This window comes from Paenibacillus sp. VT-400, from assembly GCF_001029205.1.
GTDB lineage: Bacteria > Bacillota > Bacilli > Paenibacillales > Paenibacillaceae > Paenibacillus > Paenibacillus amylolyticus.
The window spans coordinates 4,011,397-4,038,153 of the sequence record NZ_LELF01000067.1 but is presented as its reverse complement, the minus strand read 5'-3'; the positions used below and the strand labels follow the sequence as shown (position 1 = coordinate 4,038,153).

Below are 26,757 nucleotides of genomic sequence, written 5' to 3'. Positions count from 1 at the left end.
CGTAATAGGAAAGGATGATATGAATGGGCAGATTAACTGGAAAAGTTGCAATTATAACCGGTGCCGCAAGTGGAATGGGATTGGCAGGTATTCAATTATTTGCAAAAGAAGGAGCCAAGGTAGTGGCTACCGATGTGGCAGTCGAAGCTTTGGAGGAACAGGTTAAACAGATCGTAGCTGGTGGCGGTGAAGCCATTGCGTTGAAGCTGGATGTGTCCAGCCCAGAGTCCTGGAACGCTGTTGTGGAAGAAACCGTATCGAAATACGGCAAAATAGATATTCTGGTCAATAATGCTGGAATTCATATGGCCAAAGGCATTTTGGAAGCTGAGCTAGAGGACTGGGACAAGGTTATGTCCATTAATGGTACAGGTGTATGGCTCGGCATGAAGGCAGTCATTCCTTATATGCAGAAGAATGGACAAGGTTCGATCGTTAATACCTCTTCCATTGCAGCAATCATTGGTGGAATAGCGGATGCCCAGGGCGCGGCTTATAGTGCTTCCAAGGGATCTGTACGTTCATTGACCAAACACGGGGCACAGTGGTTTGCCAAAGACAATATTCGTGTGAACTCCGTACATCCGGGTGCTGTGTTTACGGGTATGGTGGAGAAAGCAGGCATCAAATCCCAGGTGGAGATGGGGGAGAATTACAAAAATCTTGCTCCACTGCCTCCACATGCTGGTGAGTCTATGGATATTGCTTACGCCTACCTGTTTTTGGCATCTGATGAATCCAAATTCATAACAGGTGTTGAATTGCCTGTAGATGGTGGCTGGATCAGCAACTAATTAAAATAAATGTTTCGACATACTAAAGAGGTACTGTCTCTCAAGCTTCAGGAGAGACAGTACCTCTTTTTAAGAGTAGATCCCACTACAGAGTTATGGCGTAACTTTATCCTGCTGGACTCGTTGCAGAATGGAGATTAGACCGATAAATCTCTTGGGATCGGTTCATACGTGTGAATTCCAACAGTTGTTCAGCCATATAGGAGGCGCTGTATTTGAAGTTGCTTTGTACCCAACCCGTAACTAACCCAAGAACGGCATTGGCCTGATAACAGGCGAGAAGTTCCTTATCCAACCGTGGATCAGGCGACAGATCGGTCACATCCTCCAGATACAAGTTCTTAAGTGTTATATAGAGCGTATCCCTGAAATCCAGTAGCACATTAGAATGAACCAGCAATGTATAGAAGGAAGCATGAGCCAGCACATGGTCAAAAATTTGAATTGCTGAGGCGTTAAGGTCCTTAATATCGAAATCTCGGAAATGCTGATAGGGTGCTCGATAGGCTAATTTTAGATCGTCAATCACGTCATTTAACAATTCATCAAACAGGTCTTCTTTGTATACATAATGCTTGTAAAATGTGCTGCGGTTCAAATCGGCGGATTTGACAATATCGGTGATGGTTATACTGGCTAATGGCTTACGGGACATCCATTCCAGAAGGGCTGTCTTCAGAGCCAGTTTGGATTTGTGTACTCTTCGATCGGTGTCAGATACAGATGGAGACTTAAACATATACACAACCTCCCTTACTTATCAATGATACAGTGCACAGGCAGCAGATTAATCTTGCTACAATACAAAAATGTGAATATATGGTGACTTTGGTGTCGTAAACTGTCCGTATCACTGTGTTCTCCCTTATAATAAACCAAAACGGACGAGGAGATGGACTCCAGATGAAAAAACAAATGTGGATCATTGCAAGTGTTGCAGTTGTGATTGTAATCGGAACCTATCTGTTTGCAAGCAATACGGGCAAGGAAGAGGCGGGTACAGCCAATGCACCCAACATCCGAAAATTGGTGGAAGATATCAGCACAGGCAAAGAGACACCGGAATCTGCCTCCATCAATGCTAAACAGTTAATCGTCACCGATCAAGATGAAAAAACCATTACATATGATTTGCCTGAGAACGAATTTTTCCTTTCCATTGCACCCTATGTGGACCAGACCCATCCCTGTGCAATTCATAGCTTGACCGGTTGTCAGGGGGAAATGAGCAATAAGGAATTCAGCGTTACCATTCACGATTCTCAAGGCAACACTTTTATGAAAGATGCAGTGATTAAGTCTGGTGCGAACGGATTTATGGATTTTTGGGTGCCTAGAGACAGAACCTATCTGATTCGTATTGTTGGAGATGGAAAGGTTGCAGAGACGCAATTGTCTACATACGAAAATGATAATACATGCATCACTACGATGCAGTTGAGTTAACAGCAATCAATAGAAGGGAAGGATGGCTTTTGAGCTATCCTTTCCTTTTTTATTTGATAAAAGAATGGGAATAAGGTACTTTCCATTGACAAAAATCCATTCCTACGGCATAATCCAATAGTGATAATGATAATTGTTATCATATAAATACATATTAACAGGGGAGAAAAGAGATATGAAAAAAGGGTTGAATGGACTGTTGATTATGCTGGCCTTTGTGCTGGTTTTGGCGGGTTGTGGTAAAAGCACGACTACAACAGATACAAGTCAAGGTAGTGACTCGGGTAGTGCTCCGGCTGAAGAGACAGCAGGTCCTGTTACCGTGAAGCATAAACGTGGAGAGCTTAAGCTGGACAAGCCAGCAGAACGTGTCGTTACGCTTGAATGGACATATACGGAAGATGTTGTTGCCCTGGGTGTTCAACCAGTAGGTAACGCAGATAACGCTAACTATAAAGTGTGGGTAACATCCGAAGCAGCACTGGATGACAGTGTAACGGATATCGGAACACGCAGTGAACCAAATCTGGAAGCTATTGCTGCATTGAAGCCAGATCTCATCATTGCTAATGCAGATAATAACACAGCGGTCTACGATCAGCTTAACGCGATTGCTCCAACGATTGAATATGATCCGTATGATGGTGACGGCTATGATTATGACAAGATGACAGAGATCTTTAATAACATTGCAACAGCTCTCGGTAAGGAAGACAAAGCGAAAGAAGTTCTGAGTAATCTCGATCAGCACTATGTAGAAGCCAAAGAAAAACTGGCTGCTGCGGGGAAAGAAAACTTCAACTTTGCACTGACACAAGCGTTCACATATCAAAATGCAGTCAGCCTGCGTATGTTTACCGATAACTCGGTTGTGATTGGTACTTTGGACAAAATCGGACTGGTTAACGAATGGAAGCCGGATAAAGTTGAGAACTATGGCTTCTCTACAGTAGGTATTGAATCCTTAACCGATGTGAAGGACAGTAACTTCATTTATATTACACAACCAGACGATGACGTCTTTGGCACAGCCATGAAAGATAACTCGGTATGGAACGGACTGAACTTTGTGAAGGAAAAACGCACATATCAACTCGATAGCACAACATGGACATTTGGTGGACCGATCTCCTCCAAAGTATTGGTTGATGGGGTAGTCGAGGCGATTACCAAATGAGTTCGGTTCAAGGATCTAAGCCAGCTATGAATTGGCGCACAATAAGCATATATGGGGGCGGTCTAACCGCTCTCATCGTGCTTTTTTTTGTAAGTCTGTGTTATGGAGAAGCTTCCATTCCTTTGCATGTCGTTTGGGACGCTCTTACAGGCAGACAGGATTCATTAGAGCACAATATGGTCTGGGACTTGCGCATGCCGCGTACAGTGATTGGTATTCTTGCGGGTGGCGCACTGGCTGTTGCGGGCGCTTTGCTGCAAACGATTACTCGTAATCCATTGGCTGCTTCAGATACGCTGGGCATTAATGCGGGAGCGTACTTTGTGGTGGTGCTGGGAGCTATCGCTTTTCCAGGTCTATTAAGTCAGTCACCTTTTCTTTTCGCAGCACTAGGTGGTTTGCTGGCAGCATTTGCGGCTTATTTCATGGGCGGCGGACGAACATCAAGCCCGGTTCGACTTGCGTTGTCCGGTATGATTGTATCGATGGTGCTTGGTTCATTTACAAGTGCATTACATATTTTTTTCTCCATGGAGACACAAGGGTTGTTCCTTTGGGGCTCCGGAACACTTGTCCAGAATGACTGGAGTGGTGTGTTTTATGCTTTGCCTTGGGTGGTTGGTATTACCCTTCTCGCGTTAATCCTGTCCAGACAGTGGGATATGCTGGAGTTGGATGAATCAACGGCCTCTTCCTTGGGACAAAAGGTTACATTGGCTCGTGCAGTAGGGTTAATTCTTGCTGTATTGCTGGCTGCTGTGATTGTAAGTGTAATCGGACCGATTGGCTTCGTGGGACTGGTCGCACCACATCTGGTTCGATTGAGTGGTGTACGTTCTAACCGATTACTTTTACCCGGTGTGTTCATATGGGGCGCAGCGCTCCTGGTTGGAGCAGATGTCCTCGCCAAGATGGTGCATAACTCCAGCATGGAACTGCCAACGGGTGCTGTTATGGCGATCATTGGTGCACCGTGGCTCATCTGGCTTGTTCTTACACGCATGAAGGCTGCAAACGGATCAGGCATGTCAACTTCAATGAGCACAGGAGGAGCTGCGCGTCGCTTTGCATTTGGCCCGATGGCTGTATTATTCTCAGTCATAACGGTCGTGCTTATCTTGCTCAGTACGATGTTTGGCGGTATGCGAATTCCCCTGGCCGATTGGTTACCAAGTCTGTTCCAATCGGATGGACTGTTCTCCGCGCTGATTCAGCTTCGGATTCCGCGTACACTTGTTGCCGCAGGTGCAGGAGCTGCACTGGCAATCAGTGGTGTACTCATTCAGATGGCGGTACGTAACCCGCTGGCAGATGCTTCAATTGTTGGTGTGTCCTCAGGTGCAGGGCTTGGAGCGATGATGGTCATCATCTTATGGCCGGGTCTTCCGATATACTTGCTGCCAATTGCGGCAATCATCGGTGCAGCCATTGCTGCAGTGGTGGTGTTCTCCCTCGCCTGGAAGAAAGGACTGAACCCTTCGGCGGTTGTGTTGCTGGGGATTGCAATGTCTGCCATTGCTGGAGCAGGTATTCAGATTCTGATTGTCCGTGGTGCGGTATACGGTAGCAGCGGATATATCTGGCTGACAGGAAGCACCTATGCTCGTACCTGGGAACAGGTGAAGGTTATCGGAGTATTCTTAGTTATTCTGGTACCGGTAGCTTGGTGGCTGGCACGCAGATTCGAACTGCTGGTATTCGACGACAATAGTGCATCCGGGCTTGGTCTCGGAGTACGTCGTACACGATTATTGGCCATGACAGTGGGTGTATTACTTGCAGCAGGTGCGGTTGCTTGTGTAGGAACCGTTGGTTTTATCGGTCTGATTGCACCACATATGGTTCGGTTACTGACGGGGAATAAGTTAAGACGATCCATGTTCCTATCCGCATTAGCGGGTGCAGTCATGCTGGTGCTCGCCGATACAATCGGCAGAACCGTTATGGCGCCAACAGAGATTCCATCAGGCATACTCATTGCGATCATCGGAACACCGTACTTCCTGTATCTGATGTATCGTTCTAACTGGCGCAAGTCTGTATAAAAAGTTCAAACCAAAAGCCTGCTCCCCGAGCAGGCTTTTTGCTGTCACTTGGCACCATTCAGCCGCAATCTTAAATCACCCAATGAATGTCTACTCCCGCACCAAATGACAAAATCCCCTCACGTCTACAAGAAGTAGAGACCACGTTTATCAAACGTGAAACTCTTACTCCCTGTGGACCTTGAGGGGATTTTGGCTCGAGCACATTCGAATTGTGCTCCCGTTAGCTGGATTTCAGAATCCCGCTGTCATCGACGGATTGTACCGCTTGTTGCAATATTTCATTATCCTGAACGAGGGCGAAGCGCACATACCCTTCACCTGAAGGTCCAAAGGCACTGCCTGGCGTTGCGATGACTCCTGCATGTGTAACCAGATCCATGGCAAATTGCTCCGAGCTGTCGTAGTGCGCCGGAATCCGGCTCCAGACGAACATCGTTGCTTCAGGTTTAGCGATGGGCCAACCGAGATTGCTGAATCCATCACAGAGGATGTCTCTTCGCTGTTCATAGATTGCTCTGACCCGTTCAACCTCGGATTGATCTCCGGTAATGGCGGCAATTGCTGCTTTTTGGATCGGTAGGAACATCCCGTAATCCATATTGGATTTTAGCTTTTTCAGCATGGAGACCATGGTTGTATTGCCCACACAGAAGCCGATTCGAGCTCCTGCCAGTCCGTACGTTTTTGACAGGGAATTGAATTCCACACCGACGTCCATGGCGCCAGGGAATGCGAGGAAGCTTCCACATGACTTTCCGTCAAACACGAGCTCGCTGTACGCATTATCGTGAAGCACGATAATATCATACTTCTTGGCAAAGGCAATCAGGTCAAGATAGAACTGATCCGGTGCCATCGCAGTTGTCGGATTGTTAGGATAGGAGACCAGCATGAATTTTGCTCGATGAGCGATATCTTCCGGTATATCCTGAAGCTGAATAACATACCCGTTTTCTTCTTTTTGCGGCATATAATACAGTTCTGCACCTGCCAGTAACGGTCCATCCGCAAAGACTGGATAGCAGGGGTCAGGGACTAACACCAGATCACCTTCATCGACAATGGAGAGGGATATATGTGCCAGCCCTTCCTGTGAACCGAGCAAGGAACAGATCTGTGTTGCTGGGTCTAACTCGACCTGATAGCGTTGCTTGTACCAATCGCTTGTAGCTTGCAGCAACTCACTCTGATCATTCACAGCATATATATAATTAGCCGGATCAGCAGCGGCCTCGCATAGTGCAGTTATAATATGCTGCGCAGGTGGGATATTCGGCGTACCCACACTGAGATCAATAACGGGCTGACCGTTCTCCAGTCTGCGGCGTTTGATCTCCAGCAACCTGGTGAAAATTCCTTCGTTGAAATGATCCATTCGTTTGGCAAAGTTCATGATGATGATTCAGCCTCCAATCCTCTTCGTACGCATATTCATTAATAATAAATGGACAGCGACTAAAAGAGAAGAGCAGGGGAAAGCTTGCGGATCATGACTTTACTTTAAACTGACTTAGTTCGTCTTGCAGTTTGCCAGATAGCTGGTTCAACTGTTTCGACAGATCCGCTACCTGTTCGATACTATCCAGCTGATCCTGCGTGCTGGCGCTTACTTCTTCCGTCGATGCCGAGTTCTCCTCTGTGGTGGATGAGATAATCTCCAGTGCCTGGAATATCTCATCTTTGTGTTTGTGTACATTGGCGGTATTAGTGGTAATCTGCATCATACGTTGCTGTAGATCTTTCAGGTCTTTGTTAATACTGAAGAAAACATGTTTGGTATCTTCTACGGATTTGGCATTCTCCTCCGCAATCTTCATACCGCGCATGGTATGTTCAACCGACAGGGTTGTTTTCTCTTCAATAACATTCACCTTTTTGTTGATTTCCTCTGTTGCCTGAGCCGTCTGTTCTGCAAGTTTGCGGACCTCTTCGGCAACGACGGCAAATCCTCTTCCATGTTCGCCAGCACGTGCAGCCTCGATGGAGGCATTCAGGGCGAGCAGGTTCGTTTGAGAGGCAATCTGTTTGACTGTATCCACAAAACTGGATATTTCATTCCGACTCAGGTCAATCTCCTGGATAATAGAGGACATTGCTTGGGTGGACAGGTGGTTTTCCTCGGACCATTTCGATAATTGTTCCACGACCGCAAGTCCTTGGCTGCTTTGATCAGCAGATGTCTGCACGACCGTTCCCATAGCCTGCGCATCGGTAGCAATTTCATCAATTTGGCTGGATAATGAGCCTGTTTTGCGTAAGATATTTTCCGTTTCGATGGACTGATAATTTGTAGCATTGGCAATCTCGTTGATGGCTGTTGATGTGTCATTCATGGTCACAGCCGTTCGTGAGGAGATGGCTTGCAGATCATTCGACGACTGGTTCAGGATTTGCGCCGAGCTGCCGACCATTTGCAGCATGCCCTGAATTTTCTGCACCATGGAATTCAAGCCGGTGGCGATCTGTCCAATTTCATTATTAGATTTGATATCCAGTTTGACAGTCAGGTCACCTTGTTCAATCTGTTTAATCTTGGCCAGCAGCTGTGGTATGGAGCGTAACAGACGGCGAAGGGTAATGTAACAGATAATCACAAGCAGAAGGGTGGCTGCAGCAAAACCGCCAAGCGTAATCCACGTGAATGTTTTTAATTCTGCAAGAACTTCTTCTTCGGATATGGTCAGACCAACGGACCATCCCGTATCTTTGCTGGTAGCGTAGCCGATATATCGACGTTCCCCATTGTCGTTCATAAGTTGTACGCCGTTTTCACCCGCAAGCATTTTCTTGCCGATGTCTCCCATATCCCCCGTACTGTTCAGGATGTTCTCCTTCAATACCTTCTCTTGATCCGGATGGTACAGAATTTCCCCGCTCTTGGATAGCAACATGGAATAACCTGTGCTTCCAAGGGAATAACTCTCCATAATCGCCGGGATATCCTTGAATGCAATATCCGCTGCCGCAAAGCCGATCATGGTGTTGTTTTCGTCTTTGATTGGATAAAAGATACCCATGAGTACATCGCCTGCTGCAATATCAATGTACGGATCGGAGAAATAAAGTCCGTCTGCATCGGTAACCGGCTTGTAGTATGGACGTGATTGGATATCAAAGTCCGGTGCAGATACGACACCATCATTTTGAATCCAAAAGCCTTTTCCATCCAGGCCCGCGACCCAGGCATCGGCAAACGAAGGCTCTGCCTTAACGATAGCGGCGAGTGTCGCCTGTGTTTCCGCAGCGTAGGTTGAACTTTTCGCATCCGCAGCAGATGCTGTTGTTTCTATGTATTGCTGAAATAATGTGTTGGTGGACATTTGCTTGACCAGTGCGCCCTTTTCCTTGAATAGTGCATCAAATTCACTAACAATGGCTTGTGTCTTGGTCTGGAGCATGGATTCCTGCTGTTTCACCAGAATGTTTCGTGTGCTTGCAAACATAAATGTTCCCAGCACGGCAAAGACAACTACGATAATGATCAGCAGCACAATGGACAACGTATTTGCCATACTGGATGTCCGTGCTCCCGTTTTCCCCCACTTGTTCAACATGTTCGACATATTCCATCTCCCCAGATGATTAATAAAAAGCTCAAAACGCCTAAGTTATATGTCGGCTTAATCTATAGTTTTATGTAGATTTCTGTCGAATAATCCTGAAAGCGACGGAAAGGAAAGGCATGAGTATGAGCAGGGTGAAAGGGGAGGGATGAAAAAAGAGGAAAGGAATGAAAAAACGGGATCGGTGGTGGTTCATCCAGGCGATCTTGTTTATAATGGAATGAATTGGAACTATGGATGGAAAAGGGGGATTATCTGTGAGTGAGTTATGGCATGCTTCAATACAGGGGGTTCCATGGAATGCCGAAAAGATGCACCAGGCGGTGCATCTGTTGCGTCGCAGAGCAACGGTTCATTTTCGCGTTGACGCGGATACATACGAGGACCTTGCCGAGCTCGATGCCAAAGTATTCTTTGCCCGGCCGGATCTGATTCTACACATATCACATATGGACCCTAAAGGGGTATATTCATCCGGATTTTTGGGGCGACTGGCACAGTTGAAACATGTGTCTGCCTTGCAGCTTGATCTTTCGCAGGCACAGGATTTGACGATTCTGGGTGCGATGGAGCAACTGCAGTTTCTAAGATTGAATTCTCCTGCAAAGGCGACCGTGCTCGATTTTATTAAACACTACAAACGATTAACCTTTCTTGAACTGCGTGGCAAATTCAACGGATTTGCTTCCATTGCGGCATGCCTCCAACTGCATACGCTCATTCTGAACTGCACGGTCGAAAGTGCTGATGTGTTGGCGGAACTGCCTATGCTTCAGTATCTATCCCTGGATCACTGTGAGTTAAAAGGGGGACTGGATGTATTGACACAGTCGACCATCTCGATGTTGAAGCTCAGCTCTGTTCGCAAACTGACGAGTATTCAGGGACTCGAACAGATGCGCGGGCTGGAATATCTGCACCTGTCCTTGCCCAAGCTGGAGCAGTTATGCGACTTTTCCCTTCTGACCTCTCTCAGACAGCTCGAACTGGACTATATGAAATCGTTACGGGATACCACATTACTATGGACAGCCCGTGCTTTGGAGTCTATTGAACTGAAAGAGATGAATACAGCACTCAAGGCGGATTCTTTTGCTGGACTAACCGGGCTGGAGCATTTGCGCCAAATCGATTTTCGTTTTATTGATGTTAACAAAGGACGAATTGCAGCTATGCGTGATCACCTGGACAAGGCCGGAAAATCCCATTTGTTATATGAAAATATCCCTGAGCATGAACGCCTGAATTCTATAGGTATTGCGCACTTATCGCATGTATTAATCTAAACGGGCTTCTGTCCAGCGTGTGTATACAGAGCGCACTCCGGTGAACGGACCGATTGAGGCGTGTAGATGTCATTGCTATCTAGGTGTTCGTATCCGTTAATGCAGGCATGTTGATCTCTTTTACGCAGGCCGCTTTGGACAAGCTGATGATACATCGAACGATGGCGACCATATCCTGCAAGGGAATGCGGGTCCCATCATACTCGGCCAATGCACGTTCCATCCCGTCTTCATATGGAATTTCTGCCGCCAGTTCTCCCGGGTTGATGCATGTCACCGCGATGCGGTCATTCCTCGTATGTTCTCTTAGAGCTTCCGTAATACCCCGTATGGCAAATTTGGAGGCGACAAAAGAAACCTGGCTGCTGCCTGCATTGCTCAAACCGGCTGTTGAACCAATCAGGATGATCTTGCCTGCTTCAGAATGGCGGAGCTGAGGCAGTAAAGCCTGTATACATACAATTGTAGAAGTCACATTCACATGGATCAGCTGACTGATATCTGCGGGTTCATCCTTATCAAACGTGTAGTGCTCTTCAAATCCTTCCTTTTCCCAGATCCCCACGTTATAAATAAGCACATCCAACGTCTCGCCTTGAAGTTGGCTGGCAACTTGCTCTGCGGCCTGAAGCTCGGAAAGATCAGCCTGAATCCATATTCGCTCGACGCCATCCTCCACGGATAGACTTTCCGGCTTGCTGCGAGAGACCACCCAGACCTTATCACCGGATTGTGGCACACCTCTGACAAATGCATCGCCCAATCCCTTGCTTGCACCAAAGACAATTATATTTTTCAATTAAAGCCCTCCTTATCGATTAGAAATTAATAATATTTACATTAATCTATATCTTACTATAAAGGTGATATATGGAACATGAAGTTTACATGAGGTATGCTTCATCCTTATCAAGAAAAACCACCTCTGCCCCGCAAGGACGGGAGAGAGATGGTTGGAGAGATCATGATGACATTAATGGTAAAGTTTTAACTCGGCGATGGACCACCACCACTCGGGAGTGTCCGCGGTCAAGGCAATTTTGATGTATCGCGCCGTTTGTCTGGAGAACCTATGTGAGATGACAGGTCCTGTTCCCAGTGCTTCCGTAACCCCTTCCCAACGTTCGCCATCATCAGAAGTGAAAAACTGGAAGTTGCGAGCATAATCGTTGCTGCTGCTGCCTGAGTCCATTGTCAAGCGGCTGAAGCTCTGCTTGCTTCCCAGATCAATCTGGACCCATTGATTGGCATGTTGACCAGATGAAGAGGTCCAGCGTGAATTCAGATCGTCGTCGAGCATCGCCGCAACATCTTCAGAGGTGGAGGCAGTCGCTGTCCATGATGTTCGATCCAGTTCAGCAGGTAGCAGATGATCCTGTTCCCCGGATATCCAAGGTGTCTGATCAGCGGTATAGACCTCTAATTCAGCCACGGACCACCAATGAGAATCGGTACCCGTCTGTACGACCTTAATATAACGTGCCTCATGCGGTGTAAAAGCGATAGAAAGTAGCGCATCTGATCCTTCACCTGAAGCCAAGGATTTTCCCCAATGCTCTCCATCCAGAGAAGTATATATTTCATAACCGCGAGCAAAGTCTTCCCGGCTGTGCGCGCTGTCCAGTACAATCCGATTCACTGGCTGCGAGGCTCCCAGATCAAGCTGAATCCATTCGCCGCCTGTTTGAGTCTGACCGGAGGTCCAGCGTGTTTGGTCCGAGCCGTCGAGTATAGCCGCTGCATCGTCTCCGAAGGAAGCTGTCACGGACCAGCCATCTGGCAGCAGCCTCTTTTGTTTGCCCGTTCCATTATGATGAACAAACAACTCGGAGATCGTCCACCATTGATCGGAATCCCCGATCTGCACCATTCTCACATAACGTGCTTGCTGTTCAGGGAAAGTGATGGACATGCGTCCAGGCGTGCCTTCGCCGCCCGCAATGGATGTGCCCCAGTGTTCACCGTCATCCGAGACATAAATCCGATACTGTCTCGGATAGTCTTCTTTCGCATGGCCCGGGTCCAATTCTATGGCATCGAAAAAACTCTTCTGGCCGAGGTCAATGGTAATCCATTGTCCTTTGGTTTGCTTCCTACCGTTTGTCCATAGTGTATCTGAACTTCCGTCCAGCATATTGGCTGTAACATCTGCTCCTTGAGTAGAGGAGGCGGTTACGATCCATGAAGAGCGATCTGGAGGCGGTACGGGCTGTGGGAGCTCTGGTGTTGCTTCAAGTTTGCCAAATCGGGCAAGCTTTAGTTCAGAGATCGACCACCAGCTGTCTGCAGAGGAAGTCAATACAATTTTGACATAACGGGCGGTTTGCATGCCCAAATCAACGGACAGACTTGGAGATGTTCCTGCTCCCTCTGCGATAGGCTCGCTCCAGTTCTCGTTATCTTTGGATACGTAGATTTCGTACCCGTGAGCATAATCACCGCCGTTGTTGCCGGAGTTCATGAATACCGTATCCATAGTCTGTTCGCTACCCAGATCGATATGCAGCCAATCGCCGGGCTTCTGAATCTGTCCGGATGACCAGCGTGTAGTCAGATCACCGTCCACCATGCGCTCTACCGGCTCCGAACTGGAGGATGCCGTAATGGTCCATTGGCTCCGATCGAGATAGACTACACCCTGAGAGGCATCCGGCTGTTTAACGACGGAATGTTCCAGCGGGTTAACCTTTACTTGCGCTTTGGCATACACGGTAGCCGAACCCAAAGCGCCATGGGCATTGTAGAAATGAACTGTTTTGACAGTGTCGGACGGATTCCAGATTTGCGCTGTATAGACGCCGTCTTTTTCATACACGGTTGCTGCCGGATCATCTGCCCATATATCCATCGTGCGTGTTCCCGTAGAACCCATGCTGTGCATGAACCAGTACGCGTTAAAGACTTCATTTTGCTGCATCTCGCTCGTATTCCATTTGGCTAGAGCACCTTGCGGGTCTCCAATGGACTGGAATGGCCAGATAATATGCTGCCATGTGCGCTCCTGCTGACCACCCAGGTCCTTAATGAGACCATTGTAGAGAGCCTTAGTATTCTGCGGATCACGTCCATAATAGGTCATCCATTCTGCTGGCGGCAGCCAGTGAATACCGTAAATATGCTCCGCCTCATTAGAGAAGTACGTTCCATACAGGTAGGCGCTGCCGTACACATGACCTACCGTAGCATGTTGGTATTCCTCCAGCCAGTTATCCCCGTCATAGTTAAACCAGTATTGCTCGGCAGCTTTCTCTTCGGTCATGAAGCCCCAGATCCCGGTGTCACGATAGGCTTTGTTGCCTGTCACCTCACCCCACATATATTGGCCGACCCAACTAAAGAGCGCTTCACCTGCGGCCTCCTGGTTATTCCCGCTGCGATTATCGGCGTAACCACCTGCCCAGGAGTGGCCTGCGTACGGATCAAAATTGCGAAGCCATGGAAACTGATCATCTGTTCGTGAAGGATTGGCATAGTCCCGAATCAGAAGCTCAACCATATCGCCGTAATCTTGCAAGAATGTTTTGTCATATGTGGCCAGTACAGCCGATGCAAAAACGTAATAACCGTAGGTGAAATGATGATCTGTCAATCCGGTATTAACACCGAATCCACTACCGTAAGGGAAGATGGTTCCCCATTCATCCGAATAATAAAAATAATACGAGTGCAAAGGTTCGTCCGGCGAATAGGTATACCAATCTGTCAAAATGGTTCGAAGCAGGGACAGATAGTTGTCTCGTCGTACCGTATCTCCTATCTGGTCGCTGATGAGTACACCCAGTGCAAGTGGATGAAGCTTTTTCCCTTGCCAGTAAGGATCCTCGCTCATCAGATTGCCTGCGGTATCCGCGTCAAGCTGATCCAGATAGCTGATTAATTGTGCACGCGAGTAGGTTGGATCATCTGGCTCCACAAATTGCGGAATAATGCCATAGAATCGATCCTGTGTCGTAAACGTATTGCCTTCACTTACTTTCATCATGCCGCGAATGGAAGGGTAAGCAAGCTCCGTTACCGGAGTAGTCGCTAGTTTCCATTGGTGCGGCAACAAGGCCATCAGTGTCTCGGAGGAAAAGCCTGCCCGCTTCGTCCGGGTTACCGAGTTGAAGGTAGTCGTTACCAGTGAAGTGCTCTCATTATAATTGTAGTCCACTGTTGTATCGGTTACAAAGGCGTAGGCATGCTGGTAATAATAAGACAGTTCTGCCGCGGACGGCAGGGTAGCCAGTGACAGATAGTTTTCGCTCTGGCCCAGCTTGATTTTGAGCGTATTGCCAAGTTTCATAAATACGGTTCCTTCAGGTGCAAAGATCCCGTAGTTTCTTGTAAAGGTCTGAGGCGTGGGCGCTCTGTCCTGATTGGTTACTTCAACACCGATATGATCGGCCGTCAGAGATTCTCCATCATTCAGAACAATTTCACGGTTCTGATCATCGAAGAGACGTGTGATGTTGGGAGAACGAACAATAATGGTATCCGGGTTATCGAAGGTGTTGTACAGGAAAGGGGAACCTTTCACAAACGTGGTATTCATTTTGGCTGTGTCATCATCGCTCATGATGATCGTTGCGGAATAATCCCCATATCCCGCCACCTTGGTATTTACCTCCGCCGGGTTCATATTGCTGGTGCTCATGATCAGATCCGGTTCACCGTCAGCGTCCATAGAACCACCATCAGCCGAAACGTAACCAGCTCCGGGATTCAGAAGTTGAAGTCCTTGTTTGGTATATCTGCTTTTAAGCGGGAGTGTGACCAGACTGTTGCCATCCCCCAGATCGGATACAAGAATAGACTGCCACCAGTCATTGGAAGGGAGGGGCGCTGTGATGTCAGCCGTGCGATTTTTCGGGTTTTTCGGCTGCAGCATGGTGATGTCATTTACAGCGTAACTGCCGGAACCCACCTTTACCGAGGACGGTTCAGGGATATTCGGAATTGTATGCACAGGTTTGGCATCGCCTTCGATATACTCGTAGACGTCGAATGCGTACAGGGAGTATCCGTTGGTTGTTCCTCTGCCAAGTCCGGCTAATTTCACATACCGTGCTTCGGCGTATACCGGAATCTCATCCCGTCCACCGTCGCTGTGCAGTTCCCGGTATAATGTAGTCCACTGGTCTGCATCATTTGATACTTGAATATCGTATGCACGTCCAAAGGCGTTTTCCCATTGTAGGGATACGTTCCCGATTTCCCGGATTAGTCCAAGGTCTACAACAATCCATTCCTGATCCTTGTAGATGGAAGACCAGCGTGTATCCGGACGGCCATCCGTTACATTCCGTGCTTCGTAATTCCCTTTTTCCATTTTGGCTTTATCCTCGGCTGAACGGCTGGGCTCATCAATTTCTTCCGAAGACGCTGTAGCCGGTTGTCCTAGTGCAAGGTTCATTGCTAATGGTTTGGGAGGTGGATTTGCTCCGCCCGTCCCATATACATTGAATTCGTATACAGAGACGCCATAGGCTGGCTGTGCTCTTTGATGACTGAACAAGCGCACATATCGTGCCTCCGCTGTGACCTCAATTTCTGTCAGGCCGCCTTGCCCCTTCGTTGTCGAGTAAACAGACTGCCAGTTGACCTCGTCGTTGGATACTTCCAGATCAAAGGCGGAAGCATACGCATTTTCCCACTGGATGGAGATGCCCGAGATGGAGGCCACCGTGCCTAAGTCAACATAGATCCACTGCGGATCTTGCTGCCATATGCTTTCCCAGCGGCTGTTTTTGTTGCCGTCAACCACAAGATCTGCCGTATTGCCGCCCAGAGATGAGGAACTGTACACAGGCCGGTTCAGGGATAACAGATGATGTTCCTCATCTGCGGCGTTCACTTTTGAGACCGGCCACAGCGGGATGCTGCTAATCAACAACAGAACAGATAACAGCAAGTTCATGTAGATGTTGCGTGTTTTTCCTCTTTGACTCGTTCGTACCTTCATATGACTACTCCTTTGTTAGCCCTTGCCATCTCACCAGACAGAGCTTCTCTTCTTCTCTTTCTCGCTACCGTATGTATCATTTTGTTTCCCATGTTGCTTTTGTGAGATGTGAATCCAATGCTCAACACGGGATATTCAGGTGCCCCATTTTGTATATCGATCATTTTGTCTGGAATATAAAGGTTTTTTAATCGTTTTCGTGGAAAAAGAGACATATGTCCTACATAATGTATGGGGAATGTGCAACTGTGAAATCAAGATTCGGAATCGTTGTTCTCCAACAATACGATATCTTCGCCCCGTTGTTGCCTGTGAGCAATATTGTCCCTCCCCCAAGCACACATGACATCCACGATGGTGTTGGCGGTAACGCCATATTCTGTAAGTCCATATTCTACTTTGGGAGGCATCTGTTGGTAGACATGTCTGGTGACAAGGCCGTCCCGCTCCAGCTCGCGCAATTGTTGAATTAACACTTGTTCCGGGATTTTTGAAGTTAAAAGGTGAATCTCTTCATAAAAAATGTACTGAAAAAGACCTGGCTCCACACATAGTGAAGTCCAGGTCCTGATCAATAAGTGAAAAATTAATAACCGAATAAAACTACATTTATTCTACGCGGAAATAATCGAAATCTGCATATCCCCCAGTAGACTTCGTTGCATAATTGAATAGTGCAAACCGATATCCCATAAAGTGTGGCAGGGTGTAAGACATTTGAAGTGTATTGCCAATGGTTGTCCAGTTGCTGCCATTCAGGCTATAAGCAAAGTAGGCTTTGTCGGTTTGGTTCGTAAAATCACAGATGACGCGGAGATAGATTCTGTTCTGGTTTAATGGCACAGTTGCTACTTCAGTCATGGTGCCGGAGCTGGCATTAGCCATAACGATTGATTTAGTGCTGCCCGTCATTTTTACGCCGACAAAACCATATCTGGCCTGAAAAGCAGCGAGTCCAGCGTAATCACCATCCTTCATGCCGGCTGTATCCAAAGCGGTCATCCCTGTGCTTTTTGGACCAAAGGTTCGTTGTGTCAGCGTGTTGCGGGCTTCTAACAGGTTTTTGCTGATTTTGCCTGCGGTTAACCGCATGAAACCGGGCCGCTGGAGCAGGGACCAGTTGGCAACATCAGGGTTATGATTCCACTGCCAGAAAGTAGCGAGACTGGATGTACCGGAAGATGAATTGCTCGTCAGGGAGACGTCATCTACATAAAACGCCATCAAATCATTGGTCGGGTCCGGATTCGAGTTATACGGTGTTTCCACAAAAATAAAGCTTTGGGACAGGTCTGCATTTGACGGAACGGTATACGTACCTTGAATGGTACCCCACTGTCCACGGGTTAACGTCGCACTGCCCATAATGGTAATTCCGGTATAACTTGCACCGTTCTGGATGCTAAGATTGAACGTTTTGGTTGCAGGACCAGTAGTGTATTTGATCTTTGCCGAAAAAGAGTACGTTCCTCCAGGTACCAGCTTGCCTGTAACCATCTGTTTGGCTCCGCCTGCTGTCTGCTGTCTGCCGCTGACGAGCAGGCTTTTTGTACCGCTGAATGCTTCGGCATTTGTTACGGTGATGTTCGCCGTATTGTTGCTGGTCCACGGCTGAATGCTGCTTTCCTCAAAGCCGCCGTTCACTAACAGTTGCGTTACTGAGGGTGTGCCTGATGTGATTGCGTTGAACTCATCGGACCCGTAGATTTTGGCAGCAGGCTGACCTTCAACGGGCATATTCATGTTAAGGGGAACCTTGCCGTTCACCCCAAACACAGGCCAGTTATCAGACCACGTCACAGGAACGAGATAGGGGATGCGTCCAATGGCTCCGCTATCACGAAACAGCAAGCCGTACCAAGCGCCGGATGCGGTATCCACGATGCCTCCTTGGGCGATTCCCGAGTCTCTGAGTACAACTTTACCTGTGTATGGACCTGTCAATGTGTTTGCACGATAGGCAAGCTGAATGCGACCATCACCCGAAGGCCAGGCAATCAGGAATACATAGTACATACCATTGATCTTCTGAATGTGTGCTCCTTCTGCCTTTACAATCATGTTGGAGCCGGCAACACTGCTTGCGTTTGGAATCAGGACCTGATTGAGCCCGCCGGATTTAACGGCTTTGGCATAAGGTGTCAGCTCAACGATACTGATGTTATCACTGCCATGAACAAGAAAGGTTCGATTCCCGTCAAACAAAAGGGAGGGGTCATGGTAATAACTGTTCAATGTGTAAGGTGTCCATGGTCCTGTTTCAATATTGCTGGTTTGGTAAATATACGTCTTGCCCGTGGAAAGCGATCCAAAGGCCACATAATATATACCGTTGTTGTACCGCAAACTGCTCGCCCAGGAACCACGCCCATACTCGTTTTGTCCATTGTTCAGATTCTGTATATCCCCGTTTCCAAGCGTATCGTATACGTAGTTTACGATGCTCCAGTTGACCAGATCATAAGACTTCATGACCGGGACTCCCGGATTCATATGCATCGTTGTGCTTGTCATATAAAATGCATTGCCTACCCGAATGACGTCACTGTCAGGAACATCCGCGTAAATAACCGGATTGCTGAACGTTGCGGCTGAAGCTGCCGGACTTGTCAAAGGGAATGATGTTATAAGCAAAGGAAGAGCGAGTAGAAGAGCACTGATTTTTTTCCACATATTCTATCCTCCCAATTGATCATGTCCTAGGAATTAAAGCGAGTACTCCAGATAATCAATGTAAGCATCCCAAGTGCCGTTATCCGTTGTTACGACCAGCTTGATTTCCTGATTGCCTGTAGCGTGAGTGATGCCGGTGAGGGTTTGAACGGTCGGCTCCGTTCCCGTGAAGTAGAAAGAACCAGCGGTTACACCCCCGATGACCAGATCAACACGAGCTGTATTATTGTTGTTGGAAGCGCCGCGGACAGAGAATTGATGGGTTGGGAATGCAAAATATTGATTGTATGCTGCATAGTCATTGTTCCCGTAAAGAGCGACTCCATTAAAAGGGGAACTGATTACGCCAGCGTATTGGCCGCCAAGAGTCATATTCTCGGCTTCGTAACGCGTAACGTTTGGATTGGGATTAGGATTTGGGTTTGGGTTAGGGTTGCCGCCCGAACCGGATGTGAACTGCCAGTAGTCCAGTTTGAACAGATTTCCATTGCCCGAGCCTGTAAACACCAGATACAAACGATGCACCCCTGTAGCATTGGTAACATTGGTCTCCATCTCGCGCCAAGTTTGCGAACCGCCAGTTGAACTTACGTTAAGTGTTCCAACTAGTGGGCCTGTCGGACTGTCCAGTCGAACCTCGATGTTGCCATTTCCGGTAGAAGCGACATTGGCCTTGAACTTGGAGGCTCCAGCTGAGCCAAAATCAACATTGCCAACCGCGATCCAATCCCCGTTATGAATATTAGTGACATTCTGATTGGCTACAGGTCCACCGCTCGCTTGACTCGGTTCAGTGTTAATTCCTGCTTGCCAGCCAATGGTTTCGGCTTCCACGCGGACATACGGGTTGAGGTTAGTGGTCTGAGGTACACCTGTCATATTCCCCTGAACTTCCTGGATTGTTCCATCCGCATTATGTGTCAGTTTGTTGATATGTGTGGAACGGTACCCTTTACCATCACCGAGGAATGCCTTGCTTACCGTTTGCGCATGGTACGCCACATACCATTCGTTGTTGAATTGGAACACGGCATGGTGGTTATTGCCGCCTACACCGAAGAACGTGCCGGGATTTTTCAGAAAGTGTCCTTTATACGTGAAAGGCCCCATCGGGCTGTCGCTGACCATGTATCCGATCTCACCTTTTGGATATGCAGTGGGGTGTGTTCCCGCGAAGTTGATGCAGTAGGAGTAATAATATTTGCCGTTATACTTGTGGATGCCAGAATCTTCGAACATATAAGGAGAATCAATAGTCACAGCACTGCCCACCACACTGGTCATGTCGGCACCGAGACGAATGACCCGAGCTGTTTTGGGATTGGCAATGGAAGCAGCGTTGGTATCGTTCGGGATGCCGCCTCCAGCATACAAGTAAGCAGAGCCATCATCATCGACAAGTACAGCCGGATCAAAGAGCCATGTTACGCCGGACATACCCGGTGTACCGTGAGTCAGGAGGGCACGACCAATTGGATCGGACCACGGTCCAATGGGGGAATCAGCCGTGAGTACGCCAATACCTCCACCCGAGTTGGCAAAGTACAGGAAAAACTTTTCTTTGCCAGCAATGGTTTTCTTCGCCATGGCAGGAGCCCAGGACTGAGTAGCCCATTTGGCAATTCCTTGTCCATTATTGGCATTATTCGCACCCGCTACCGGGATGGAACCATGGTCTGTCCAGTTCACCATGTCAGCTGAGGAGATGACGTTAATTTTCCCAATCGTGCTGTACTGGTTCTCTCGGACAGAGCCGTCACTGTTGTACAGATATGCATCACCTGTCATGTAGACATAGACCCGATTGTTATGGACGAGCACATAAGGATCGGCTCCCAGTTTATGATCGATGAGGGGGTTAGAGTTTCCAGGAAGTTTGGCAACGGCTGCATTGGCTGCATGGCTTGATTCCATGGGCAGGGTGACAAAGATTAACAGACACGACAACAACAAAACTAGCGGTTTACGAATCATACGTTTCGCCTCCATGAGATTGGATTAGTTGGTGAGCTGAAATTCAGAATAGCTGAGATGATGAAATGCCGAAAAAACGAAAAGATTTTCCTCATGTCACCCCCTTCTTGAAATAATGGTTAGGTTGGCTGTTAGGATAAGTCTTCATGTTGTCATATATGGTTTAAGCCAGACAACCTGTGCACCGGGTATGTGGTCACGGCAGCAAGGGGAGTGGCTATAACCCGAAGTAAGCCTGCATCTGTGGTGCGATTAGAAAAGCTATAATCTGTCAGGTTTCTTTTTGTAATCGCTTTCAATAAAATGGGTTAGAACACTGAAATTTGGCGAAGAAAGAGATTTGGTCACATTTAAATGTAATTATTTTTCATATTTTCTTTTAAATGTTTATTAACTTGACGATATCATATCACAATTTTAAGATAATACAATCTTTTTCTATTTTTTAGTAGAGGATGAAGAAGACCATTATTATTCTATGTGTTTAACATTGGGCTTGATGGTAAAATACGATCTCGTATTCTATAAAACTACACTTTCAAGCATAGCTTTACTCGCCCCATGAGTTAGATACGAGAAAAAGACGTCTTAAGCTGTGACCGTTTCCCTGGAATCTCCCAGGGGGACGGTCATTTCGTTTTTTTCGGGAATCGATCCTGGTTATATAACAAAATCTACTCTTACTTGCTGACCAACTTTGACATTGCATTACATATTCCAGTTTTTGTATAGCTAAAGCCCTGAGCGTAGAAGGTTGTTAAGTGATAATGGTGGGGTGCCCCCTGTGTTTTGTCCACACCGTTGATTGAGTGTTTGAATATTACTATCGAGTGAGCTTATGCCAAATACTGCTAGAGTCAGAGGTTCATAAAGGTGGGATGGGAAAAATGGCTATTTTGTCAACTGGGCCGATTGAAAACAATCCGGTTTCCGGGGTTAGACCGACCCAACAGGTAACGATTAGATTGGTAAGTCGGGCTGAGGTGGACTCTGTAACAGTATCCATTCAGGGGTATGTGCTAAGCACAACAAGAACGCTGTATGTGAGTGAAGTAATCAGTATTGCTCCTAATGAAGCAGTGACCAGAACTTATTTTGCAGATTTAGCTGCTTTTGAGTTTGTTTTTGGAACAGACGTGGAAGGTGTGGAGGAAGTAGGGATTTCAGTGTGGGGCAAACAAGCCTCTGGGCAATTGGTAGATGCACACCGGGTGGTGGAGCACGAAAAAACAGTTAATGACATCTAGGAGATCAGAAATCCCCAAAAGAGGAGATGTAGCGATGAGCTTTTTATCAACAGGGCCAATAGAAAATAATGCTGTTAGCGGTGTAAGGCCGACTCAGACAGTTACAGTCAAAATTGATAACCGTAGTGATGTGAGTACCTCAACCATACAAATACAAGGGTATTACATGAGTGGTGGAATGAGGGTTCTGTATGTCAGTGAGTCTTTTGACATCGCACCTAATCAAATAGTAACCAACAACTATTTTGCCAATTTAGATGCCTTCGAGTTTACTTTTACAACAACAGCGACGGTTAATGATCCTGTGCAAGTATCCGTATGGGGTAAGAGCAGCACAGGCGCATTGGTAACAGCCCATCGTTTGGTTTCTTCCGAATTGCTGGGTGAAACCCCAAGCATCAACGGAGCTACAGGCGCAACTGGGGCTACGGGGGCGACAGGCACACCAGGGACAGCTGGAGTGACAGGTGCAACAGGAGCACAAGGCACAGCAGGTACAACGGGAGTAACCGGAGCAACAGGCACAGCAGGTACAACGGGAGTAACCGGAGCAACAGGCACAGCAGGTACAACGGGAGTAACCGGAGCAACAGGCACAGCAGGTACAACGGGAGTAACCGGAGCAACAGGCACAGCAGGTACAACGGGAGTAACCGGAGCAACAGGCACAGCAGGTACAACGGGAGTAACCGGAGCAACAGGCACAGCAGGTACAACGGGTGTAACAGGAGCGACAGGCACAGCAGGTACAACAGGAGCAACAGGAGAAACAGGCGCACCAGGTACAACGGGAGTAACCGGAGCAACAGGCACAGCAGGTACAACCGGAGTAACGGGAGCAACAGGCACAGCAGGTACGACCGGAGTAACGGGAGCAACAGGCGCATCAGGTACAACGGGAGTAACCGGAGCAACAGGTACAACCGGGGCTACGGGTGCGAGTGGTTCTGGAACAATTATTCCTTATGCATCAGGACTTCCTGTTGTGTTGACTACAGTTTTGGGTGGACTTTTGAATACTTCCAGTTTAGTTGGTTTTGGTAACAGTTCTACCGGAGTAAGTGTTAACGGAGGAATTATTGATCTCACAGGCGCTGCAGGCACATTGCTTAACTTTGCTTTCTCAGCATCGCGTGCAGGAACGATTACTTCACTGGCCGCTTATTTCAGCACAACAGCCGGACTTAGTTTGGTTGGATCTACAGTAACCTTAACTGCACAATTATTCCGATCCACTACACCTAATAACTCCTTTACAGCTGTACCGGGTGCATTGGTAACCTTAGCTCCTCCACTGACTGGCATTTTGGCACTGGGCACAATATCCAGCGGGGTGACTACAGGACTGAGTATTCCGGTATCTGCCGGTGACCGCCTGCTTATGGTGTTCTCAGCATCAGTAACAGCCGGAATTGATGTGGCTACAACGGTAGCGGGATATGCAAGTGGCGGCCTTACCATCACTTAACGGAAAATGGGCTATATAACAAGTTTAAAGACAGGGACTCTTGCCAACATGGTGAGAGGTCCCTGTTTATGTGTGTGCTTTTGTTTTCAAACTCTCTTCAAATGAAAGATAAGGACTATACAAAAACATAAAAAGACGAGGATTGCTCCTCGCCTCGTACATACCGTGGCCTACTCAATTTCACTCTGTTTTGGTTAGGCTGTCTACGACAAATTTAAGTTGGGCTTCCAACGAAATTGGGTCACTAAACACGAAGCCACGGCTTTCCTCGCGATAAACGTGATTATTCTGGACAGCAGGGAGGTTATCCCAGATAGGACCTTCAAAAACGGAATCCCCACTCTCATCACCTGTCCATCCACTTACAAAGATATAATCTCCTGCATATTGTGGTAACAATTCAAGTGATAACTTGGCCCAACCTTTGCCGCTATCGATGGCTTCCTTCTGAATGATCGGCGGTGCCTTCAGGCCAAACTCTCCATAAATAATATCTCCACCTCTACCAAAGCTCCCGTAGGCATAAAATTCTTTGGCACTTCCCGTATCAAAAATCGAAACCGTGCGATCACCTACCGCTTGCTCCACGAGTGGTTTATATTCAGCGATCTTAGCATCCCACTCTGCGATCCAGGCCTTCGCTTGCTCTTCTCTACCAGTCATCTTGCCAAAATCCATCAATTGCTCCCGTAGAGGTATTCCATATTCAACAGCGACGGTCGGCGCAATTTTGGACAGCTTTTCGATCGTTTCAGGGTCATTCCAAACGACAATTAAATCCGGCTGCAACTCCATGATTTTCTCGTAGGGTACATCGTTACCGATGTTGACAACGTCATCGAGCTTTCCTTCTGTATAACTGTTAAAGGACTCATCACCAGTTCCAACAGGCTTAAGGCCAAGAGCTAGCAAATGACCGGTAAAGGCTCCTGCAACCATTACTACCCTTTGAGGTTTTTTGGGGATTTGTACTTCACCGTTAACCGCAGAATAGGTTACCATCTCCGAGCTTCCGTTTGTGGTGTTACTGATATTACTCTCTGCACCTACAGTTGGACTTTGCGTACTGCCAGTGCTTCCATTCGTGTTTGCTGGCCTGGAACATGCGCTAACCAATAGAGTTAGGCACAACAGTAGGGTAATTCCTACAGGTAGTTTGCTTCTATACATCCGTAAATCTCCTTTTTCGCTATGTTGATAATGATTATCATCTCTGATATCAATATAACGACGGAGTTTACGCGGAGCAATGGATGATCGAAGCCTAAGGATAGGACGATAAGAACCTTTTGTCACTTGTCCGGACTCATCCTTGAATTGCTTTGGTGTGACTCCCGTATGTTTTTTGAACATTCTTATAAAATAGGATACATCAGCATATCCGACGCTTGCAGCGACTTCTTGCAGAGATAACTCGGTCTTTTGCAACAGCGTTACTGCTTTGTTCATCCTAATACCGATTAAGTAATCGATTAGACTTGCGCCAGTTTCACGTCGGAAGTACTTGGACAGATAAGGGACGCTGTAATGGAATGTATGAGCGAGGGTTTCCCGCGTCAGCGGCTTGGCGTAGTGCTCCTGCATATAGCGAATAAGCTGAGAAGCAAGGTTAGGCCTAACAATGCTTACCTGCTGTTGATCCATTTGTCTGAGCAATTCATATACAAATTGATAGAATAGTGTTTTGGTATGGAGTCGCTCCAAGCGTCCCGGTTTATTCCACTCGCCCAGCATTCGCTCAGTGATTTCGTAGAGGATGGCAGGATGATATGGAATAAAACCGTACTGGAGGTGGAATGGCAATGGTTGATCCGGTTGTTGAAGTGTATGCTGCTTGCCAGATAGCGCTAAGGAGGCTTTGTAGAAAATTAGGTAATAATGAAAGGATTCGTCCGTTGGGATGATGTCCAGACGGGTGTTTTTGCCCCCATGAAGCATATAAAATGGTTTGGTAGCATGCTCATTTCCGTCTAAGATCACGGTTGCATTGCCATTCGTTACGTACAGAAAGGCGCTGGCAGGGAACAGGTAAGGACGTACGCACTCGTCGGCTTGTATGACAATATGTCGTACATCCATGATTTTGAGCGATGCACAATTCCAGATGAGTATGTGTTCTTGTACATTCAAGGTTGCTTTCAATAGAGAGTTGTCTTCCTTCCATGAGCTGTTGAAGCCAGCCTTTTATGTGGTGAGGTTATTATATAATAATATTAGTGGCTTTTTGTCACTTTCCAGAACGTTCCCCGTTTCCTTTATAGTCTTCCAAAGGCTACGATCAATGCCAGAACTATAAAAAAGATATTTACGCTGAGCTCCCGGTACTCTTTACGCCAAACATGAAACAGCATTCCAAGCAGTGTGACAACAGCCAAAGCGATTGCGGCGATCGGCGTAAGCACCGGAGTGATGTTCAGCGCCCAAGGCAAAAAAAGGCCCAGCGCTCCTAGTAGCTCCGCGATACCGATCCAAATAACTAGACTTTTTGGCACATCATTGACCCAGGCCCAGGTCTTTTTTGACGACTCGATACGAATGGTTTTCATCCATCCTGAATATACGAAACCTAGCGCCAATATAAGTTGTACGATCCATAACGTTACATTCATCTTTTCTTATCCTCTCACTTGCTCGATTTTAATATCTGCCTCTATACTAAGGTGAGAAGGCCCAATCTGGAAGTAGGCACTTAAACCTAACCAGGTAACCAAAAGTATACCCGGATATGGTCAGAAAGTGAGGAATAAGAATGACGGTATATTGCAAATTCGGAACGGCCTTGGATATTCTTACGGGTAAATGGAAATCTTTGATTCTTCTACGACTGCTTAGCAACGGTACAATGCGGTTCAGCGAATTACAAAAAGCCATTCCAGATATTTCGAAAAAAATGCTGACCCAGCAGTTAAAAGAACTGGAGTATCACGATATTGTGCATCGCGAAGTATATGCTCAAATTCCGCCTAAGGTCGAATACTCGATTACGGAGTACGGACAGCTCATGAAACCTGTGCTCCAGACAATGAGCGACTGGGGAGCCGGCCATATGCAGCATATGGAGAAGCTGTACGGCGAAGAAGACGAAAAAGGAGCAAACCCATCCGAACTTCGGAAAATCGATTCCTTGGGGGGATAGG

General features: G+C 47.3%; 18 protein-coding genes. 8 read left to right on the top strand and 10 right to left on the bottom strand.

All coding sequences use genetic code 11. The features are described 5' to 3' along the window. The first annotated feature begins 23 nt into the window (after positions 1-23). Positions 24-794, top strand: a complete 771-nt coding sequence (locus tag EL84_RS28335; RefSeq protein ID WP_047843874.1) for an SDR family NAD(P)-dependent oxidoreductase — start codon at positions 24-26, stop codon at positions 792-794. Positions 795-900: 106 nt separating this feature from the next. On the opposite strand, the gene EL84_RS28330 is transcribed toward EL84_RS28335, so the two are convergent. Further along, entirely contained in the window at positions 901-1,533 is a 633-nt protein-coding gene (locus EL84_RS28330; RefSeq protein ID WP_047843873.1) for a TetR/AcrR family transcriptional regulator, read from the bottom strand. Positions 1,534-1,697: 164 nt separating this feature from the next. Between EL84_RS28330 and EL84_RS28325 the strand changes: the two genes are divergently transcribed. The 3 genes from EL84_RS28325 to EL84_RS28315 all read left to right on the top strand — a co-directional run bounded on the left by EL84_RS28325 (position 1,698) and on the right by EL84_RS28315 (position 5,462). Then, the gene (locus EL84_RS28325; protein ID WP_047843872.1) at positions 1,698-2,240 is read left to right on the top strand and encodes a CueP family metal-binding protein; all 543 of its coding nucleotides are present in this window, start codon (positions 1,698-1,700) and stop codon (positions 2,238-2,240) included. A gap of 175 nt (positions 2,241-2,415) precedes the next feature. Further along, complete coding sequence (locus tag EL84_RS28320; RefSeq protein ID WP_047843871.1) at positions 2,416-3,417, top strand: ABC transporter substrate-binding protein; 1,002 nt, start codon at positions 2,416-2,418, stop codon at positions 3,415-3,417. After that, a complete protein-coding gene (locus EL84_RS28315) occupies positions 3,414-5,462 on the top strand; it encodes an iron ABC transporter permease (protein WP_047843870.1) in 2,049 nt (682 codons plus the stop codon). The genes EL84_RS28320 and EL84_RS28315 overlap by 4 nt, the downstream gene beginning before the upstream one ends. A 223-nt stretch (positions 5,463-5,685) precedes the next feature. Here the strand turns inward: EL84_RS28315 and EL84_RS28310 are convergent, their stop codons facing one another. After that, a complete protein-coding gene (locus tag EL84_RS28310) occupies positions 5,686-6,858 on the bottom strand; it encodes an aminotransferase class I/II-fold pyridoxal phosphate-dependent enzyme (RefSeq protein WP_047843869.1) in 1,173 nt (390 codons plus the stop codon). A gap of 94 nt (positions 6,859-6,952) precedes the next feature. Further along, positions 6,953-9,028, bottom strand: coding sequence for a methyl-accepting chemotaxis protein (locus EL84_RS28305; RefSeq protein WP_200904548.1), 2,076 nt, complete (start codon positions 9,026-9,028; stop codon positions 6,953-6,955). Positions 9,029-9,285: 257 nt separating this feature from the next. On the opposite strand from EL84_RS28305, the gene EL84_RS28300 reads away from it, so the two are divergent. Next, complete coding sequence (locus EL84_RS28300) at positions 9,286-10,314, top strand: hypothetical protein (protein WP_047843868.1); 1,029 nt, start codon at positions 9,286-9,288, stop codon at positions 10,312-10,314. Positions 10,315-10,393: 79 nt separating this feature from the next. Here EL84_RS28300 and EL84_RS28295 read toward each other — a convergent pair whose 3' ends face one another. The 5 genes from EL84_RS28295 to EL84_RS28275 all read right to left on the bottom strand — a co-directional run bounded on the left by EL84_RS28295 (position 10,394) and on the right by EL84_RS28275 (position 20,905). Beyond that, on the bottom strand, positions 10,394-11,113 hold the full coding sequence (locus EL84_RS28295) for an SDR family oxidoreductase (RefSeq protein ID WP_047843867.1): 720 nt from the start codon (positions 11,111-11,113) through the stop codon (positions 10,394-10,396). Between the two features lie 174 nt (positions 11,114-11,287). Further along, positions 11,288-16,258, bottom strand: coding sequence for a discoidin domain-containing protein (locus tag EL84_RS28290; RefSeq protein WP_047843866.1), 4,971 nt, complete (start codon positions 16,256-16,258; stop codon positions 11,288-11,290). Between the two features lie 254 nt (positions 16,259-16,512). Next, a complete protein-coding gene (locus EL84_RS28285; RefSeq protein ID WP_268794703.1) occupies positions 16,513-16,833 on the bottom strand; it encodes a winged helix-turn-helix transcriptional regulator in 321 nt (106 codons plus the stop codon). Positions 16,834-16,867: 34 nt separating this feature from the next. Next, positions 16,868-18,931 (bottom strand): family 43 glycosylhydrolase, encoded by a 2,064-nt coding sequence (locus EL84_RS28280; RefSeq protein ID WP_047843864.1) that lies wholly within the window; start codon positions 18,929-18,931, stop codon positions 16,868-16,870. 33 nt (positions 18,932-18,964) lie between these two features. Next, positions 18,965-20,905 (bottom strand): carbohydrate-binding protein, encoded by a 1,941-nt coding sequence (locus EL84_RS28275; protein ID WP_047843863.1) that lies wholly within the window; start codon positions 20,903-20,905, stop codon positions 18,965-18,967. Positions 20,906-21,792: 887 nt separating this feature from the next. Here EL84_RS28275 and EL84_RS28270 point away from each other — a divergent pair. After that, entirely contained in the window at positions 21,793-22,152 is a 360-nt protein-coding gene (locus tag EL84_RS28270; RefSeq protein WP_036617491.1) for a hypothetical protein, read from the top strand. Between the two features lie 34 nt (positions 22,153-22,186). Then, entirely contained in the window at positions 22,187-23,620 is a 1,434-nt protein-coding gene (locus EL84_RS28265) for an exosporium glycoprotein BclB-related protein (RefSeq protein ID WP_047843862.1), read from the top strand. 180 nt (positions 23,621-23,800) lie between these two features. Here EL84_RS28265 and EL84_RS28260 read toward each other — a convergent pair whose 3' ends face one another. Continuing rightward, positions 23,801-25,762 carry an AraC family transcriptional regulator gene (locus EL84_RS28260; protein WP_051449582.1) on the bottom strand — a complete coding sequence of 654 codons (1,962 nt, stop codon included), beginning with the start codon at positions 25,760-25,762 and terminating at the stop codon, positions 23,801-23,803. A gap of 113 nt (positions 25,763-25,875) precedes the next feature. Continuing rightward, positions 25,876-26,229: a DoxX family protein gene (locus tag EL84_RS28255; RefSeq protein ID WP_036668488.1), complete on the bottom strand. Its 354-nt coding sequence runs from the start codon at positions 26,227-26,229 to the stop codon at positions 25,876-25,878. Positions 26,230-26,369: 140 nt separating this feature from the next. Between EL84_RS28255 and EL84_RS28250 the strand changes: the two genes are divergently transcribed. Then, on the top strand, positions 26,370-26,756 hold the full coding sequence (locus tag EL84_RS28250; RefSeq protein WP_047843861.1) for a winged helix-turn-helix transcriptional regulator: 387 nt from the start codon (positions 26,370-26,372) through the stop codon (positions 26,754-26,756). Position 26,757 lies beyond the last annotated feature (1 nt).